General features: G+C 57.5%; 13 protein-coding genes. 7 read left to right on the top strand and 6 right to left on the bottom strand.

The genetic code is table 11. The features are described 5' to 3' along the window. Positions 1-168: 168 nt before the first annotated feature. A complete protein-coding gene (locus K1Y02_10200; GenBank protein MBX7256722.1) occupies positions 169-1,938 on the top strand; it encodes a metallophosphoesterase in 1,770 nt (589 codons plus the stop codon). A 34-nt stretch (positions 1,939-1,972) separates the two neighbouring features. On the opposite strand, the gene K1Y02_10195 is transcribed toward K1Y02_10200, so the two are convergent. The 4 genes from K1Y02_10195 to K1Y02_10180 form a co-directional block, all read right to left on the bottom strand. Next, on the bottom strand, positions 1,973-2,290 hold the full coding sequence (locus K1Y02_10195; GenBank protein ID MBX7256721.1) for a type II toxin-antitoxin system RelE/ParE family toxin: 318 nt from the start codon (positions 2,288-2,290) through the stop codon (positions 1,973-1,975). After that, positions 2,277-2,546: a type II toxin-antitoxin system ParD family antitoxin gene (locus K1Y02_10190; GenBank protein MBX7256720.1), complete on the bottom strand. Its 270-nt coding sequence runs from the start codon at positions 2,544-2,546 to the stop codon at positions 2,277-2,279. Before K1Y02_10190 ends, K1Y02_10195 begins: the two co-directional genes overlap by 14 nt. A gap of 76 nt (positions 2,547-2,622) precedes the next feature. Then, positions 2,623-5,271, bottom strand: a complete 2,649-nt coding sequence (locus K1Y02_10185) for a hypothetical protein (protein MBX7256719.1) — start codon at positions 5,269-5,271, stop codon at positions 2,623-2,625. Continuing rightward, on the bottom strand, positions 5,268-7,916 hold the full coding sequence (locus tag K1Y02_10180) for a hypothetical protein (protein MBX7256718.1): 2,649 nt from the start codon (positions 7,914-7,916) through the stop codon (positions 5,268-5,270). The genes K1Y02_10185 and K1Y02_10180 overlap by 4 nt, the downstream gene beginning before the upstream one ends. Positions 7,917-8,151: 235 nt before the next feature. Between K1Y02_10180 and K1Y02_10175 the strand changes: the two genes are divergently transcribed. The 6 genes from K1Y02_10175 (at position 8,152) to K1Y02_10150 (ending at position 15,939) form a co-directional block, all read left to right on the top strand. Then, positions 8,152-9,525, top strand: coding sequence for an FAD-dependent oxidoreductase (locus tag K1Y02_10175; GenBank protein MBX7256717.1), 1,374 nt, complete (start codon positions 8,152-8,154; stop codon positions 9,523-9,525). A 34-nt stretch (positions 9,526-9,559) separates the two neighbouring features. Next, positions 9,560-10,549: a COX15/CtaA family protein gene (locus K1Y02_10170; protein MBX7256716.1), complete on the top strand. Its 990-nt coding sequence runs from the start codon at positions 9,560-9,562 to the stop codon at positions 10,547-10,549. Between the two features lie 752 nt (positions 10,550-11,301). Continuing rightward, positions 11,302-12,150 carry a hypothetical protein gene (locus K1Y02_10165; GenBank protein MBX7256715.1) on the top strand — a complete coding sequence of 283 codons (849 nt, stop codon included), beginning with the start codon at positions 11,302-11,304 and terminating at the stop codon, positions 12,148-12,150. A gap of 122 nt (positions 12,151-12,272) precedes the next feature. After that, a complete protein-coding gene (locus K1Y02_10160) occupies positions 12,273-14,048 on the top strand; it encodes a metallophosphoesterase family protein (GenBank protein ID MBX7256714.1) in 1,776 nt (591 codons plus the stop codon). Positions 14,049-14,190: 142 nt separating this feature from the next. Further along, complete coding sequence (locus tag K1Y02_10155) at positions 14,191-14,571, top strand: CoA-binding protein (protein MBX7256713.1); 381 nt, start codon at positions 14,191-14,193, stop codon at positions 14,569-14,571. 318 nt (positions 14,572-14,889) lie between these two features. After that, complete coding sequence (locus K1Y02_10150) at positions 14,890-15,939, top strand: tetratricopeptide repeat protein (protein ID MBX7256712.1); 1,050 nt, start codon at positions 14,890-14,892, stop codon at positions 15,937-15,939. 222 nt (positions 15,940-16,161) lie between these two features. On the opposite strand, the gene K1Y02_10145 is transcribed toward K1Y02_10150, so the two are convergent. Both K1Y02_10145 and K1Y02_10140 read right to left on the bottom strand, forming a co-directional pair. Then, the gene (locus tag K1Y02_10145) at positions 16,162-17,004 is read right to left on the bottom strand and encodes a class I SAM-dependent methyltransferase (GenBank protein MBX7256711.1); all 843 of its coding nucleotides are present in this window, start codon (positions 17,002-17,004) and stop codon (positions 16,162-16,164) included. Between the two features lie 268 nt (positions 17,005-17,272). Beyond that, positions 17,273-18,595: a radical SAM protein gene (locus tag K1Y02_10140; protein MBX7256710.1), complete on the bottom strand. Its 1,323-nt coding sequence runs from the start codon at positions 18,593-18,595 to the stop codon at positions 17,273-17,275. Positions 18,596-18,632 lie beyond the last annotated feature (37 nt).

Genomic DNA, 18,632 nt, shown 5'->3' with positions numbered 1-18,632 from the left:
AACACGCCATCCCGTCTTTCCCCCGCAAGCGGGAATGCATCTTCAATTCAAGTGCGATTGCTGTTGCTGCGCATATTGAACGGTTCCGCGAGAGCGCGTACACTGTCTTTTGCACGGTTGTGGACGGTTTTCTACGCTATTGGACAGGTTTAACAAAAGGACATGACCGTGATCTCACCTCGAATTCTTCTTCCTCCACTCCTTTTCATCGCGTCGGCGTTGTGTGCCTTCGCGCAGCCTGCGGAAACGGGCGGCGCCAAACCCGCCTTGCTACCCGAGACTCCGGTCACTGACGCGGCATGGTCCAACTCCGATGGGAAACTCCACTTCGTCGTGGTGGGCGACCGCACGGGTGGCGGCGTGAACGAGTGGCCGCTCTTCGATCTCGCCATGCAAGAGATCAACAAGCTTCGACCTGATTTCGCGATCATGGTTGGCGATGCGATTCAGGGCTACACGCAAGACCCCTCCGAAATCACGAAGGAATGGCAGGAGTTCCGGCAGCATACGTCGGCGCTGCAAGTTCCCTTCTTCATCATGCCCGGCAATCACGACATGTCCAGTCCCGTGATGAAGGATTGGTGGGCACAACACCACGGGCGCAGGTATTACTCCTTCGACTACGAGGGTTCTCATTTCCTCATTCTTAATACGCACGAGTATTGGCAGGGCAACGACAGCAGCATCGGACCCGAGCAGGTGCAATTTGCGCTCGACGATCTGGCGAAGGCCAAAAGCGCGCAACACACGTTTGTCTTCATGCACGTTCCCGTGTGGCATAACGGCAAGAACGCCGAGTGGGATCAAATTGAAGCCGCGTTGAGCGGCCGCCCCTACACCGTTTTCGCGGGACATCTGCACAACCTGAGTTTTGAGCGCCGTAACGGAGCGCGATACATCGTCGTGAGCACGACGCGCGGGTTTTCGCCGCGCCGAGACGACTCGCAGATCATGGAGTTGGGAAATTTCGCGCACTATACGAACGTAACCGTCGAGGGCAGCGAACCGAAAATTACGTACATCGAACCGGGCGGCGCGACGTGGCCGGAGGATATCGCCCCGATCGAATTCCAACGCGCCGCGCGCGACCTATTGAACATCAAGGCGCTGTCTCCGAATGGACTGGGCACAGATTCCGCCCGCTTCGGCGCTGAGGTCAGCATCAAAAATGCGTTGCCGGGACCGGTGGACGTGACCGTTCAGACGTTGCCGGACTCGGTGAGTGCATGGAAACCGGTAGGCGGTGCTCTCACGAAGACGTGCGCCGTTCCGCCGAACACACAAGCGAAGGTGCTCACTGAATTCGACGTGGAAAAGGACCGCGTCGTGCCCGCGCCGCGCATCCGATGCAACGTGACCTATCAAGGAAAGCCGCTCTACAACCTCGAACGCAATATGCCTATCGTTCCAGAAGACCAGTTCCGCATTGCGGAAGATTGGCACGCGGCCGGCCCGTTCAAAGCCGGTACCGTCCCCACCTACGTCCCCATGTTTCCACGCTGGTCGTTGACGAAGCTATATGAAGCGCGCGGGCCGGAAAAGGGCTACACGGCGGGCGCGACGTTCCAAGAAGGTGACAAGACGTTGACGTGGCAAACACTTAAGACCGAAGACGGCTTCGTTAACCTCGCGCGGCTTGCCCCGACACCCGATCACAGTTTCGGCTATGCAACGTGCGCCGTGAAATGTCCCACCGCCAAGACCGTGCTTGCCGAATTCCGCGCGGATGACATGGGACAGATCTATGTTAACGGCGTCGGCATCGAAGACGAGCGCCTGTTCCGGACTCGGAGCGATGCCCGATACGTGGCGCTTCCGATGAAGGAAGGCTGGAACACGGTCGTGGTGAAAGTCGCCAACGCAACCGGCGGTTGGACCTTCCGGTTGCGCTTCGCCGACCCGGGATCGGAACTACAATTCGCAATCGAGCCGAAGTAGGGCGCGTTCGGTCGACGAGGAATTCATAACCGAGCTACTTGCCAAGTATGCGCAGATAGTCTTGCGGAGCATGAATCACGCGGACCACATCGATGCCGCGCCTATATGGACGGTAGAAGATCAGGTATTTCTCGAATCCCTTTAGCGGCCACATCCGCAACTTCTTAAGCGCTGGATTTCGGAATACTCTTGGGGAACCCATTTCGGGCATTCTCGCCAGAATCCCCAGAGTCTCTTCAAGTGTCGCAATAAAACGTTCCGCCGCATTGTGGTTCACCGTCGCCAGGTAATCCACATGCTGCGTGATGTCTTGGTAGGCCCTTGGCCTGATATAGACATCAGCGATGGGCACGACGCTTGGACTTGTCTACGGACTTGCCTATTCGAGCACGAATTCGCTCAAGATCTTTACCAGTCAACTTCTTCGGCGGCCCACTTAGAATTCCTTCCATGAGCTGGTCTTCAAGGAGCCTCTTGGCTTCGCGCCTCTGATCTTCGCGGATTAACGCTCGGACGTACTCGCTGGCGGTGCTAAAACCTTCAGCCTCCACCTGTTTCTCAACAAAACTTCGCATGGAATCGGGAAGCGAGATATTCAGCGTAGTCATGGTCATTGGCCTCAAATTGGTCTCATTCGATCTTAGCAAATCTTGCCAATTTTTGCCATGCCGCCGCGCGCCATCTTCATGCCCTTCGCGTTGTCACACACGCTGCAGCCGACGCAAGTACCGCAATACCGAGCATGACCATCAGCGTCGTGTCGGTCACTGCGCTCTTGACCATGACGTGTACCGGGGCATCCGGATCGGCCGCGTGATACGTGATGACGGTGGGCCGTTCACTCACGTCCAATGTGCTGTCAAGGAACTCCTTGGTATACGCAGACCCGATGTCATGCTCGACCGGCGAGCCGTCGATGTTCTCGAAGTTCAGCGCTACCCGCACGGATTCTTGCCCGGAAAGCGTCGGTTCGTACCAGAGAATCAGCGTGGAGTCGCCGTTGTCGCGGCGGTAAAGCGCGGTGCGGACTTGGCGCGCCGTGAGGCCGCCGCTTCGCTTCACAAGACCCGGACTCAACATGCTGTTGGTGCACGTTGTATTGAAAAGACTGAACGCATGCGCGGCAGGCTTCCATTGCCGCCCCGGGCCAATCAATCCGAAGAAACCCTCCGAATCGATACGGTGCTCGCGTTGCGATTCGATGGTGGGGTCTTCATAGGTGAACCAGATGAGTTGCTCCACACCATACGATGTGGCCGTGACGTATGACTTGATGACGTGCTGCGCAAGGTCGTCGGGAGACTGCCGCCAAGGGTAGCTGCCGCCGTCGGGATCGCCTAGTTCCGTAATCCACAGAGGCCCAGGATGATCGTACTTCGATTTGAGCGCCAGGTACTTCGCGAATTCGTTGGGATATCCACGCGGATTGGCGATGTACATGTGAAGATTGGGATAGTCGACATACGTCATGGCTCCCGCAGCGTACAGTTCTTCACTCAGATGCGGCGTCCAAACGCCCATCGGCCCATGCATGGGCGTGCCCACAACCCGGAGATTCGGGTCGATCTCGTGCAGCGTCTCGGCAACTTGTTTCGCGAGACTACTGAACTCTTCGCTGGGGCCATTCCAGAACCGAGGGAGGCTGGGTTCGTTCCAGATTTCCCACGCATATATACGGTCTTTGTATCGCGTTACGGTGCGGCGCACGTATTCCAAAAACAAAGGCACATCCTGCGGCGCGATGTACACGCCGCGTTCTTTACCGATTGGATCTTGCTCGACTGCGTTGTTGTCGAAGTCGAGAATCGCAAGGACTTTCTTGCCGTGGCTCTCAGCAGCCGCGACATAGGCATCCTTATCCTCATAGTTCCACGTGTCCGGATTAGGCTGTATGCCGTCCCACCGGAAATCAATGCGCAACACGGACGCGCCCAATTGTTCGAGAAGGGCATATTCGTCATCGGACTTGGAGTATCCCGCGTGGCAAAGCCCCGCCGGTTCTTTCACAGGGATTTGCGCCGCAGCCTTAATGCGCAAAGGCGGCGCGGAATGCACCGCCAGCACATACAACGACGGAGCAACACTGAGCAACGCGACGCCCGCGTAGGCCAGCATAACCGCCCTTCTCCTGGCACGGGGCGCTTCCACAAACCCCGGCGCACCGCCCGGTGCGGTAAAACGCACGATTAGCGCAAGCACAACAGCTATGGCAAACGCAGCCAACGTGGCATTCTGGTCATTCGCCATGATAGTCGTGGCCATATCCTTGGCCATGCCATCCGACGATAGCATTCCCGAAAACGCGAAGGCCGCGACTGTCAAGATCCATACCGCCGTCAGGATCAACGAAGACACGGCATAGCCCAGTGTGGTGAGTCGGCCCGACGCCAGGAACATGGCCGCGAGCGCATAGCCCAGAAGCGCCGGCAGCATGGGAGTCGTCGATATATCCACGAAGAGGCATGCACACGCGACGGCCACGGCGTACGCCGCCCAACCAATCTTCAGTCGTTTGGCGAGGACTGCCACAACGACACCCGCAAGGAACCACCCCGAAACGTACACCTGAAACATCTCAATGTATTTCGTTTCGAGTGTGCCCAGTATTAGTTGCGCTTTCGCGAGGCGCATAGACACGACCAGCACAATCAGGCCTAATGCAATGGTTTCAAACAAGGAACACGCGCCGCGTAACGCCCGTTGCCGCAACGGTACCGATACCACCGGTGTGAGCGGCAGTCGCGCGGCGTACGGGGCCATGATCGCGTGCGCCACCAGCGACACCGCCCAATACCACGCCGGCGAATTCAACGACACCGCCGTCCCCAGCACGATTCCTCCAATGAGCACCGACACGACAACCATGCGCCAGCGTGGTTCGGCGGGACCCGATGAGGGCAGTTCAAAGCGTTGCCTTTGCTGGCGCGCCATGTTGGCAAGCAGGACAAACGTCATCGCAATCGCCCATATATGAAACGGCCAAGAAAAAGGAACCAGCATGTCGAAAGGGTCATACGTCGCCGTCAAGAGTACGAGAACAAACAGAAGGGCGCTCGCCGTGAGATGCAACACCGGCTCCAAACGGACCAGAGTCGTCCGGAAACGCAGCGCGCTGGCCGGCAACCCCACCACAAGCAGGACCAGGAACGGCGTCAGCGCCGCGAGGCCCGACCACCAATTCTCCGTCGATATCGGATAGCTCTTGGTCAAGGCCCAGTTGTACTGAATGCCCACCAAAATAAAAGTCTCTGCCCATGCGAAGAGGGCAATGGCATACGAAGCGGTCTTGGAGACCGACACCGTCCGTACATTTCCTCCGGTTTCCACTATCACTGCGCCTTTCCTTGACCGCCGGCCGTTAGGGATACTGCCTTGCGGGCGATGTAACTGGTCACCGCGCGCCGCAACCACGCATACCGCTTTTCCTCGACGGCCGCGCGGATTCCCCTATCGAGATTATCCATTCCTGGAATGAGCTTGTCCCCGGCGCGCAACGCCTCGAAGGCTTCGGTAACCATTTTTGCCTGCGCAATCAACTCGGCGACAACTTCATCGGGCGCCTTCGCCGCGAAGTTGAGTACGTCAACGATGGGCGTTGCCCCAAAGACGCGCAGTTCGTAGGGTCCCAATTCCACGCTCCATTGCTGCTTGGCGTCCACAAGCTCGCCGGTCGAGAGATTGCGCAGCCCCTGCGGCAACGTATTGAAAACCAGATCGACAGTTACCGGGTAGTACTCGCGATTGACGAGGTAGATGTAGCGCATGCCGCTCTCCACCAGCACGCGCACCGCCACGGGGTCGGTGGTTTCACCGCGCGTATCGAACTTGCGTCGAGGCAGCGCGCGAAAAGCCCGCGTGAATTGCTGCAATTGTTCGCTGTGGGCCTTGTCCATGAACAGACCGCCCCGCGTGATGCGGCACGCATCGAGGTCCGCTACGGCCTGCGCATACGGCTCAAGGAAATGCACTCCTCCCTGGAACGGCGGCGTGATGCGCAATTGCGAATCCCACCAGAAGCCGTCTTTGGGATACTCCGAATTCATCTGCAGCACGCCATCGGCGGGTTTACCGTCGATCATGCGCACGGTTTCCAGATTCGGGTCATTGGGATCGGGCGTAAACCACACGTGATTGCCCCACGCCTCAACCCAACAGTTGAAAATGAACGCCCCGGCCTGCCGGTTGGCGTAGTAGGCGTCGATTGCGGGCTTGTCGAGGAAATCGAAGTCGCGGTACATCGTCAGATCTTCGATAGCGCAGTTGACCCCGGCGGTGGAGCCGGAACCGTGCCCGCCTCGATCCCGCGGATTGCCCATGCCGCGATCGATTTCAAGGCCGGGCTCATCGTTGTACATGGTGATGTCGATGCCCGCTTCGCGATAGAACTCCAGCATGGACTCGCGCGCCCCGATTTGATGCGCCGTTGTCGGGAAACCCAGCGTTCCCGGAACGGTCGTCTCGTCCCACAGCGTGATGGCGACGCGGAGGTCCTTGCGGGATTCCGCCAAGGCAGCGTGTATCTTGCCGAAGAGCTCGCGGATCTTGCGGCAACGCCATTCCACCCACGCAGGCTTGCACGCATAGATGAGGTAGTTGTAGCGCTTGGAGAACCGATCCGGTGCTTTGGGGTCGACGCGCACCTGAATGCCCGTCTCTTCTTCGAACAACCTGATCGAATAGTCGTCGTAGCCGAGGTGAATCGACCCGTACCAGCAAATGCACGACGAGAACATGTTGAACGAAATGCCATCAAATGCGGGATATTTCGAATAGCGCTGGCCGATCTCTCTCGCGAAGCGAATGATGGCTTCTTGCACGGTGGGATGAAGCGGGTTGAACATGGCGCCCATATGGTTGTCGGGGCCGCCGCGCTCGCCATAGGCCAACTGGGGCAGCATCGAACTCGGCGGCGCTGGCGGCTTGCCCTTGAGTTGTTCGGCGACGATATTGAGGTTGATCGCGTTGTAGAAGGGCGTCCAATCGTTGGTGCTCGCCTGGACGTTGTCGTTCCAGGTCATGTTGTTATACGTCTCCGCGCCGCCCTTAATGGCTTCAAGATCGATGTTCATGCCTTTCAGCAAGGAACCGAGACGCAGCAAAGTGAGCCCTCCCTGGAAGCGAAGGCCCTCCTTCTCGAAACGCTCGAACAAGCCGGCGTACCAATCTTCGGGGTTCGTGGTCCAGACCGCGTATTGCTTCCGATCGCGCGCGATCACGGTGTGGAATCCGTCGGAGGGCTCGTACTGACTCGGGAACTGAGGCCCTTCGTACCATGCCATCGGATACGCTAGTAGGTTCTGTCCGGTATAGCGCATGTACTGAATAACACGTTCGATCCACTCCTCGCGGTTCATGGCGCCTTCCGACGCGCCGATGCCGCAGGGGTCCTCGTATTGCACACCCACCTCACGCCGCGAACCGTCGAGCGGATCGCCCGGCACGGCGAGAGCGGGCAGATCGTCGAGTTCATAGATTTCGATGGTTGCCGCCGCCGCGGGTTCGCCGTCGCTCCACGTCATGAAAACAATGGAACAATCCTCCCAACGCGGCCAGAAGACCTGGCGGAGTTCCAGCATCGTGTTGGTGATAGGCTGCGCCCACCCCGTGAACACGCCCGTTGTGAGGTCATAGCAGGTTCCATCGTTGATGCACATGAACCGCCGCTTGTCGTCGGGATAATGGATGACGGCGGCGTGTGGGCGGCCGATATGCTCGATCTTGAAGCGGTATCCAAAGCGCGAGATGGGTTTGCCCTCGGCTTCACGGTATTTGCCCGCGGGACTCTCGACAACGCGCACGTCGCCCGCGCCAAAGTAGACCTCGGCAGGAAAGTCCTGGGTGCAATCGAACTTGATGATGAGCCTTTGCTTGGAGAGATCCACCGTCTGCGCCAGCAACGGCCCCGAACCCAGCGCCAATCCCAGCCCCACGCCCACACCGGTTCCAAGAAACGCGCGCCGCGAGATCGCCATGTCCATGAAATCCACCCCCGTTGGTTGAACATCGCTATAGTCTACGAAGTGGGCAGGCAAAACGCTATCAGACGGACCGGTCATGAGGACGGCCCAGAATTCGCCGCAACTCCGCCGCCGGATATGCCGTTGCCGGGATGCCGCGATCTTGATCCAAAGACACGGTCGGCGTATCGTACATACAACCCCGCACGTAGGACGCGGGGGCTTTATTTTTGGTCTATTCTTCCTGGAGTTACACATGAGCGAGATCGGTACCGCCGTGCGACCGTTGCGCGTAGCCATCGTGGGCAGCGGCCCCAGTGGTTTCTACGCCGCTGAAGCCCTTTTCAAGTCGGACAAGACCATTCAAGTCGATATGTTCGATCGACTTCCGACGCCCTTCGGGCTGGTTCGCGGCGGTGTTGCGCCGGATCATCCGAAGATCAAGAGCGTCATCCGCGTGTACGACAAGATTGCCGCGCACGAACGATTCGCGTTCTTAGGCAATGTGACGGTCGGACGCGACGTGACTGTCGAGGAAATGCGCCGGTTCTACGACGCGATCCTGTTTTCGTGTGGCGCGGAATCGGACAATCGTCTTGGTATTCCAGGCGAGGACCTGCTGGGCAGCCACACCGCGACGGAGTTTGTTGGCTGGTACAACGGCCACCCGGATTACCGCGACCGCGTGTTCGATCTGTCGCAGGAAGTCGCTGTCGTGATCGGACAAGGAAACGTCGCGATGGACGTCAGCCGCATTCTCGCGAAGACCGTGGATGAATTGAAAGAGACCGACATCGCCGCGCACGCGCTGGATGCGCTGGCGTCGAGCGCGATCAAGGAAGTGCACCTCATCGGGCGGCGCGGCCCCGTGCAAGCCAAGTTCACGCAGCCGGAACTGAAAGAATTCGGCGAATTGGTGGACTGCCATCCGGTGATCGCGCCCGAAGACCTCGTGTTGGACCCTGCAAGCCAGGCCGAGTTGGACGATCCGGACAACCAGCACGCCAAAAAGAACTTTGCGGTCATGCAGGAACTCGCTTCGCGCACGCCCGAAGGCAAGGGGAAACGGTTCTTCGTACATTTCCTCAAGAGCCCGATTGAGCTTTCCGGCAACGGCCGCGTGGAATCGCTAAAACTGGAGCGCAATCGCCTGGAAGGCGAGCCGCACAAGATGCGCGCCGTCGGCACTGGCGAGATGGAGACGCTCGCGTGCGGCCTTGTATTCCGCAGCGTTGGCTACCGGGGCACGGCGTTTCCGGGCCTGCCATTTGATGCGAAGCGCGGCGTGTTTCCAAATCGCGATGGGCGTATTCTGGATGGAGACGCCGTTATTCCCGGCTTATACGCGGCGGGCTGGATTAAGCGCGGCCCCAGCGGCATCATCGGCAACAACAAGCCCGACAGCCAGGCAACGGTAGCCTCGATGCTGGCGGATGCCGCGTCGCTGACGCCGTGCGCGACGCCCGATACTAACGCGCTGGCGGCGTTGCTGCGCGAACGCAACGTGCGCGTGGTGTCGTATGCGGATTGGCAGCGCATCGATGCGGCCGAAATCGAACGCGGCAAGACAAGAGGTAAACCGCGCGAGAAGTTTACGCGCGTCGAGGACATGTTGGCGGTATTGGGCTAGCTGCAAGCAGCCCAAGCAGTAGAAAGGGCCGGCCATGATTCAGTCGTTCTTCACTCCGCGCGCATTTCGGATCGTTGGGCTGACGACGGTGGTGGCGGTCTACTTTCTAATCGCCGTCGGGGGTATCGTGCGCGCCTCGGGCGCCGGTATGGGATGTCCCGACTGGCCCACGTGTTTTGGACAGTGGATACCGCCCACAGACGAATCGCAGTTGCCCGCCAACTACCAGGAGATCTACGCCGAGCGCGGCTACGCGGACACAACGTTCAACGTCGTGAAGACATGGACGGAATACATTAACAGGCTCATCGGCGTGACCATAGGCATTCTCATCTTTCTCACGCTCGTGTCCTCGTACTCGTATTGGCAGACCGACCGAACCGTCACCGTATTGAGTTTTGTTTCGTTTCTGCTCGTGGCTTTTCAAGGATGGCTCGGGGCGAAGGTCGTCGAGTCGAATCTGACACCGCTCCTAATCACCGCGCATATGGTCATCGCTCTGCTGCTCGTTTCGATACTGCTCTACGTGGTCGTGCGTGCCCAGCGCTCGGTATTCCACTTCGGCACGGTCACGCCCAGTCCAGGCCTGCAAGCGCTGATGCTGGTGGTGCTGGGGTTGTCGCTGTTGCAGGTGGTGATGGGCACACAAGTCCGCGAGACCATCGATAAGGCGGTTGAGTTGTTTGGCGAAGACAAGCGCTACTTGTGGGCCGAATCCCTGGGATTCGGCTTCTACGTCCATCGAACATTTTCAATGGTTGTCTTCGCGGTCAATTTCGCGCTTGCAATGAAGATCGTTCGCGAGACGAACGAGTACGGAATTATTCAAGTCTGCGCGATTGCGGCCAACGCGCTCATTCTCTTCGAAATCGCGACGGGCGCGGCTCTCTACTACCTTGCGATGCCCGCCGTTCTACAGCCTACGCATTTGTTGTTGGCAAACCTCATATTCGGCCTGCAATTCTTCATGTTGCTCGGGTACCGCTACGGAAGCGCGAACGGCAAAGAAGCGACGGCACAATAGGCTCAAACGGACAGCCTTGACGAGGCGTCGGGCAATACGCCCTGTACGTTACTTGCTGCCGCTCCGTCTGCTTCTCCGGAAGAAGGTTCTGGAGGATGCGTGTACGGCCAACCTCATCCTTCTGTCATTCCGAGCGGGTGACCGCGCGTGCGCGGGTTTCAGCGGTAGAAACAGAAGTCTAGCGGACGGCCTTTTCTCTTGAGTGCCGTAGGCACGGCAGACTCCAGATTCCAGCCCCCGCTCAACGGGAGCCCTGTCAGGGCGAAACCAACTTACGCGGTTCATTTCTAAAGAGCGCAGCTTAGGATTCGGCTCAAGAAAACAATGTGCCGGCGGGAAGCCTATTGAGGTGGGACAAAAAGAAAGGAGGGGCGATACTTCAATGCCCCTCAGCGACTCGTAGAGTGTGCGGTGACGCCCGCGTTCTTTTCCACCCCACATAGGCTTACTGCCTTCTCCGCCCCTTATGGGGCGCGAGGTGAAGCGGCACCGTCAAGGCCACATTCTGCGAGTCGCTCTACCCCTACTGTACCCCAGGATCGCCAATTCGTCAAGGGGATTTGGACAGGGGATTTGGCGGTTCGGAGTATCTGCGCGAGAACTCTCAAAAGCCTGTCTTTGCGGCATAGAAGTTGCTCATGAATAGCTTGTTCCAACTGCATGGAAAGCGATGTCTGAATGACTTCCATTGAGTGTTCTGGAACCCTCTATTCGTGTTTGCCCCGCTCATTCCGCTCTGCTAGAGTCTCCCCATGAAATACTCACACCTCTCCCGACGTCAGTTCCTCGCGCGTTCGAGCGGACTGTTGGCCGCGTCCGCGTTAGCGACGGCAAATGAACCCACTTCAGAGACTGCGGACGCATCCATTCCGCATGTCGACCTTCATGTACATCTCGACAACAGCACCATCGATGCGGTAGCGGCGCTCGCTAAGGAGCGCGGCGTGAAATTTGGCATCGTGGACCATGCGGGCACGAAAGAGAACAAGTATCCCACTCTGCTGAGCAACGACGCCGAACTGGAAGCGTATGCGGATATGCTGGAAGGCAAGGGCGTCTGGAAAGGCGTGCAGGCCGAATACACGGATTGGCCGAAGTGCTTTTCGAAGACCGCTTACAAACGGCTCGATTATGTGCTCGGCGACGGCATGACGATGCCGGGTCCCGACGGCCAGCGCATGAAGCTGTGGGAAGCGGGCGCGGCGCTCGGAGATGCGGAATCGTTCATGGACCGTTACGTGGAATGGCACGAGCGGCGCATGACGGAAGACCCCATCGATATTTTCGCGAACACGACGTGGATGCCGGACGCATTCATGCCGCAGTACGATGCCTTGTGGACGGAAGCGCGCATGAAGCGCGTGATCGATGCTGCCGTAAAGAACGACGTGGCGCTCGAAATCTGCGGCGGACTGAGACTGCCGAAGATGCCGTTCCTGACAATGGCGAAAGCCGCGGGCGTGAAGTTCTCGTTCGGATCGAACGGCCGTTATCCGAAGATGGGGCAGATCGAGTATTGTCTGGAAGCTGCAAAGACGCTTAACCTAACGCCCAAGGATATCTTCGTTCCTGGAAAGTCAGGACCGAAAGCTGCGCAATAGAATCATGATCTCGACAGGATTCGCACGATTTTCAAGATGATCTGCGCCAAGCCGGGTGAGTGCAATCACTCCATCTTGTAAATCTTGTTAATCATGTCTGCTATTCTTGGAGGCCTCTCCCGATGACTATTCGAAAACTCAAGTCTCTCTTCGTGCTCTTTGGCCTTGTCTCGGCGGCCATATCCGCACACGCGCAAAACACCATCGACTCCGTGATGGACGCCGTCGTGACGCGGCTGTATTCGGAGAAGAACCTGGATCAGTTGTATGCGCTCGACGAGGCGCAGGCCGAAGCCTTTGTCACGCCCGCCGAAAAGCAGGTCCTCGCGACAAAGCACTGGTATTTCGATGTGGACGTGCCCGTCGTGGTGTCGGTGATGCACAACGTCGAGCAGAAGGTCCTGCCGTTCTGGTTGCAGGAGTCCGGCTTCAAGAAGACGGACATGATCGTGAAGAACATGGAAGGCTGGACCTATGAAGTCTGGCAGAAGCCCTTCCCGGCGGGCCGTGTCGAGCTTGGCATCAACGGGTTCGACAACTTCCGTCCGCATTACTTTGTGTGCGTAGGTCCGCAGGAATCGGGCGTGAAGGTCACCCTCTCGAACTTCTTCCCGGCCAATCAGAATGTGCTCGAAATGAAGACCGGCGCGATGACCTATCGCGATTGGACGGAACTGGTCTTGACGGAAGTCCCGGAGTCGTTGGTTGGGCAGCAATTATTGCCGACGATTCGCGGGCGCGGACGCGAAGCGGCGATAGTCGGCGCGTTCCGCAAGACGCCGTTTCCGTCGTCTGACACGCCGGCGCCGGTCTATCTCACGTGGAGCGACGATCCGCGCACCACGCAGAACATCCAATGGCGCACCAATACCGCCGTGACCGACGGCGTGGCAAAGGTCCGCGTAAAGGGCTCGAACGCGGATTACACGGAGACCAAAGCGGCCAGCCTTACGATGGACGACCGCATGCTGGCCAACGATCGCGTGTGCCATTGGTTCACGGCGGTCGTGCGCGGCCTCGCGCCGGATACGACTTACGAGTACATCGTGGGGAGCCCAACGCACAATACGTGGAGCAAGCCCGCCGAGTTTACAACGGCCCCGCAAGACCCGAAGCCGTTCACCTTCATGCATTGCAGCGACACGCACAGCCACGAGGATTGGGGCGTGCTCATGAAAAACACGCTCGACCGGAATCCCGACGTGGACTTCTGCGTAATCTCCGGCGACCTGGTCGGCACGGGACTCGAACGCGAAGACTGGGATCAAACGCTTGTATATGGCGAGCCGGTGTTTCGCACGCGGCCCGTGATGCCCGCCATCGGAAACCACGACGCGCAGCTCGGCCTCGGCGCGGGCATGTATCTCGACATTTTCGGATTGCCCGAAAACGGACCCAAGGGGATCAAGCCCGAAGCCGCATACACCTTCCGCTACGGCAACGCGCAGTTCTTTGTCCTCGACGTGATGAGCGAGACGAAGCCGCAGGCGGAATGGCTGCGCGACGTCTTGTCGAAGAGCGACGCCGTGTGGAAGATCGCCATCTTTCATTTCCCGCTCTACTCGAATGACGAGACGTATCCGTTGTTGGAGAAGGCGTGGGGCAGCCTGTTCGACGAGTTCCACGTCGATCTTGTGCTGTCTGGGCACGTGCACGAACACATGCGCAGCTATCCCATGCGCGCGGGCAAGCGCGTGGCGTCACCCGCGGAAGGTACGGTCTACGTGACCTCGGTATCGATCCCCAGCGGACCCGCGCATGCGAAGCCCGATTGGTGCGAGGCGTATGTGGGCGGCGGCGCGTTCTGTAACGTCATCGACGTCGACGCGAAGCGGTTGCGTCTCCGCGCATTTCGAAATGACGGTTCCGTGCAGGACGATTTCGCTATAGAAAAGTGATAACAAGCTTGATGGCAAGAGTTGCATTCCTAAGTGAGGTATATGCTCTTTCGTATTCAATCCAAAATCCAAAATCTAAAATCCAACCCCCCCCCGTGCCGTAACTCGGATACCACGAAACGTCAATAAGGAGTACTCGCCCATGCCCAAATCCATAGCCATCATCGGCGCATCGACCGACCGCAAGAAATATGGGAACAAGGCTGTGCGCGCGTTTCGCGACGGCGGGTGGACGGTGTATCCCGTCAACGCGAAGGCAGACGAGGTGGAAGGATTGAAGTGCTTCGCGCGCATTGACGACGTGCCCGAACCCATCGACCGCGTATCGATGTACGTACCGCCTACGGTCGGCAAAGGTCTGCTCGACGCCATCGCCGCGAAACATCCCGGCGAACTCTTCTTCAATCCCGGTTCCGAAGACGCCGAAGTAATGGACCTCGCCCGTGCGAAAGGCATCAACGTCGTCAACGCGTGCAGCATCGTCAACATCGGCCTGCGCCCCGAGATGTATCCGGACGAGTAAGCGGCAGTCTTCCGCGAAGTAGGGGGCAGGCGCAACTAACGTATCGGATTTATGTCACGCCGGAGCCGACGGCGTGTCTCTTTTCAGTCAATCCGATACGTGGACGAGCCTTCGCAATCTGCCGTATCCGGAGTTGTTGCAGAATGAAGTCGCGGCCGGCAAGCCCTACAGCCTGCGCAAAGGAGAGGAGATCGCGTGGACACCGTGAGTGTGACGAGCTTCATTGTAATAATACTGGAGGCAAAGTTAGACTGATTGTATCGAGTGGGGGTGTAGCTTTTCGAAGTCATGCGGCGTCATGAAAGGGGGGGGGGTGGAATGCGTAACGGATCGCGCGAGAAGGAATCAAACGGCAAATTGGCCCAAATTGCATTGCTGCTTGCGGCAGTCGTTGTCGCCTCTCCTCTTGCGCAGGGTGAGCGTATCAGGGTGTTTGTTCCCGAGAAGCCGTACGAAGTCAGTATCGACCTCAAGGACTTCAAGCCTCATCCGATACTCCAAGGCGCGACCATTCTCGCTGGTGACGCCGAAGGAGACATTATTATTACGATCATCTCGGAGGAGGAGAAACTTGGCATAACTCCGTCGGAAGTCCGAGCCAAATACGGGGTCCCGGCGGGCGCAGACGTCGAGGAAACCAAGGTGAAGACTTCGAGCACTGGTGAAATGTGTGTTTTGTTAGATCGGAAGTCTGGACCGAGTACAATGACGAAAATCAATGGTTACGCGGCAAAGAACGACCTATCGTTCGACATTCACCTCTCCGCGGATCTCACAAAACACTCCAAAGAACAAATTGCGCTTCTTCTCGCAACGTTCCAGGTTGTCGATTCGACAGAACCGGCAGACATGTTGTCGCTAGTCCAGAAGTTGAACGCCGCCCGGAACTCCGGCGACGTGGATGCGCCGCTTAAGGCCTTTGTCGAGAAATACCCGCTGAATTCGTGGGGTTCCGTCATGCTTGCGGAACATTATTTCGCCTCGGAACAGCGCGATGATGCAATGAAGGCTTACCTTCAAGCGCTGAAGAATCATCGGACGCAACCTATCGCAAACCCAATGACGCTCTGGAAGTGTTACGACGGCCTGGGCATGTGTTGCGGCATGTCGGGCGACTACGGTGCCTCTAAACGCTACTTCGAACTTGGATACGAATTAGCGAACGAACTGGAGGCGGATTCGTTGCTTGCGGCCTCTGCGTACAACCTTGCCTGTTGGTATGCGGAAACCAAGGATGTTGCCAAGTGCATCGAATACTTGAAGAGCGCCATTAAGCTGGCGCCCGGCAAGAAAGCCGATGCGAGAGAAGACGCTTCCTTTAGCAATCTACGAGGAAACGAAGACTTCAAGGCGCTTGTCGGCCAGTAGAGGGGTTACTTAGGGTACTCACGGCCGTTGCCTCGGATGCAGGTCCAAGATCAATTCAGCCCTCGTTAGTCCGGTGGAGTCCATTTCGGACTTTGCACGCAGGAGATATGTATTGAATCGCATACATGAAGTGCGAGTGATGGCCGTGTTCGCAGTCACCGTTTTCACACTCGCATTGCCCTCATTCGCGAAGTCGAATGAGGCCGTTCCTGCGGCCAAAGCTCACCCCCGGCGAGGGCGGCGCCCAAATCCGTAGACAGAACCAATAAGCACGTTATTGCAGTTGGTGTAGCAGTTGTCAATGATTTCGGATTCCTCGAAATAAGTGTCAAGAAGCGCGCGAAGCGATTCGCGAGAAAAGAAATGAAGGTGGTCAGTATTGGCATACTCTTCTTCGCCGATAGGCACCTCAATCAGAATGGCACCTGAAGGCTTCAGGAGTTTGGCTGACTTCTTTAAGACGGAATGCGGAGAATTGACGTGCTCCACCGTGTGGAAAGAGACAATTCCGTCAAAACACGAGTCATCCAGACGGAGATTCTCGAATTTCTCGGAAGAGATATCGACTCCCAGCGAGCGACGTCCGGCCTCGGCAATTGCCACGTTCATTTCGCAACCGGATGCCTGGTGACCGCGATCAACCAGCGCTTTAAGCAGGATTCCTTCCGAGCAGCCAATTTCGAAGAAGCGTTTCGCTTCCTTTCCGTCCAGCATACCGCACCGCTCCATTATGCCGACACGTGCTTTGATGAATCCTTCCCATTGGGGGCCATATTCCACGGAGTGAATGCCCTGATGCGCCTTGTCTTTCACCCAGTAGCCGAAGTCGCCATACATAATGCGGAGTATGTAATCGCGAGGCTGCTTGCGGGTGTACACGTGATTGCACTTCTTGCAGCGATCGAGCTCGCTTACATCGTTCTTGGCTTCGAAAATGACGTCGGAGCTTGCGCAGATTGGGCACGCAGTAACGGAATTTGTGAAGAACCCGGTTCGGTAGAGAAACCCAATGTCACGATAGAGACCCAACCGCCTGCGCCATTTAGCCAGGAAAGAACTCGCCACGCTGAAACCCTTCTGTGGCCAGCATTGGCCACTGCAAATCATGCTTTTAAATTGGCGCGATTATAGCAACGAGCCGAGGGGGGAGCAACGAACCGTATCAAGACGAAGCACTCGGGGATCATCATGAGAACCGCCCGCAACCAGATCTTAAATACTCATCAATTAGAAACGACTCATGATTCTCGTTTCCGCAGACTACCTCCGGAATTGGCCGAACGATACTCGCCGGCAAGCCGAGAGCAAACTCCGATACGAGTGACTCGTGGACCTATCCTTTCAACGCCCATTGCCGGTCTTCCGGCTCTACCACTTTCTCCTGATGCTGAATGTAGTGAAGAGGGCTCGTTGCGGTCCTGTCCTCGATAATGGGAGTCGCCTCCGAGGTACCAAATAGCAGCGCATAGTCTCCGTGAAAACCATCGCAAATTTCACGTGCAGCGCACTTGCTGCATCCGTTATCGTGCTTGTAGTGCAGATCCTGTGAAGCCCGCTTTCGCGCTTCCTCACGATAGAGTATGTCCTTTCCGCGAATAGCCTGCGTCAATCGCCCGACAACGTGTTGCGCGCCAAACCGGAATCGACCGCGCCACGGACGGCGGTAATAATTGTCTCGAATCAACTCCACATGACCGCGGAACACGCGATCCGCCAACGGACCCATCCTGTATACCGGCACGAGATTCCCGTCCCGCATTCGCTCTGGGCGTAGTCCGGTCCACATCCAGCTTTCGTAGTCCCACTCGTGATGATCGTACGGAAGCTGTTGGAAATTGTAGAAGCCTTTTCGATGGCGTGCCTCGCCCACGCACAACGGAACGTAGCGTACGTTCACCTCGATGGAAGCTGCTTCCAGAATGTCCATGGCCTCAGTGAGATACGGCTTAATCTCCGAATACCGAGCGACGTTTTCATGTGTTCGGATACCGGAATCCTGATCCTCGAACGGGTTGAACGCGATGTAGTTTACCGCGCGCGCGCTGTATTCGACGGCCCGCCGCGCGATCTCCGGTAAGAGCGGTACGACGGGCTTGGACATCGTGCAGTTCAGCCGGAACGGAATTCCCAATTCGCGCATGCGTTGAATAGCAGTCGTGATTTTCTCATAGGCCCCCTTCTTACCGACGACAAGATCATGCTGTTCGCCGATGCCATGAAGGCTAACGAGAAAATCACGAATGCCCGCGTCGCGAAATTGTTCGAGAATGCCGGGCTTGGCCAATTGCAGACCGTTGGTAATCAGAGTCGGATACAAGCCAATTTCGCGGCAATACCTGATGAGTTCAAGAATGTCGGGGTAGATTGTTGGCTCGCCACCCTGAATGTCAATAGAGGTATTACCGTAAAAATAGCGAAGCCGTTTGCAGATTTCTTTGGCCTTCTCCAACGACATGAACGGGTGCTCGGGATGGTGGGCATCGGCAACACGGGTTAGGAAATAACAGAAGTAACAACGTTGATTGCAGGTCTGTCCCAACCACAAGACTCCACGCTTTGTGAGTGTGCGAATCGTTGTCCTCTCAAGAGGTGCCGTCGCAGAAAGGTTTTTCGCGTCAGATCGGAGCGGGGGGGCGGTATTGGTGTTTGAGTTCATAGATAGTCTCCACGCATGGCCAGAAGGCAATTACGAG

The sequence above is a fragment of the Candidatus Hydrogenedentota bacterium genome (assembly GCA_019695095.1).
Taxonomy (GTDB): Bacteria; Hydrogenedentota; Hydrogenedentia; order Hydrogenedentales; family SLHB01; genus JAIBAQ01.
Note: the sequence above shows the minus strand (reverse complement) of the source record. Positions and strands in the feature narration are given on the sequence as shown.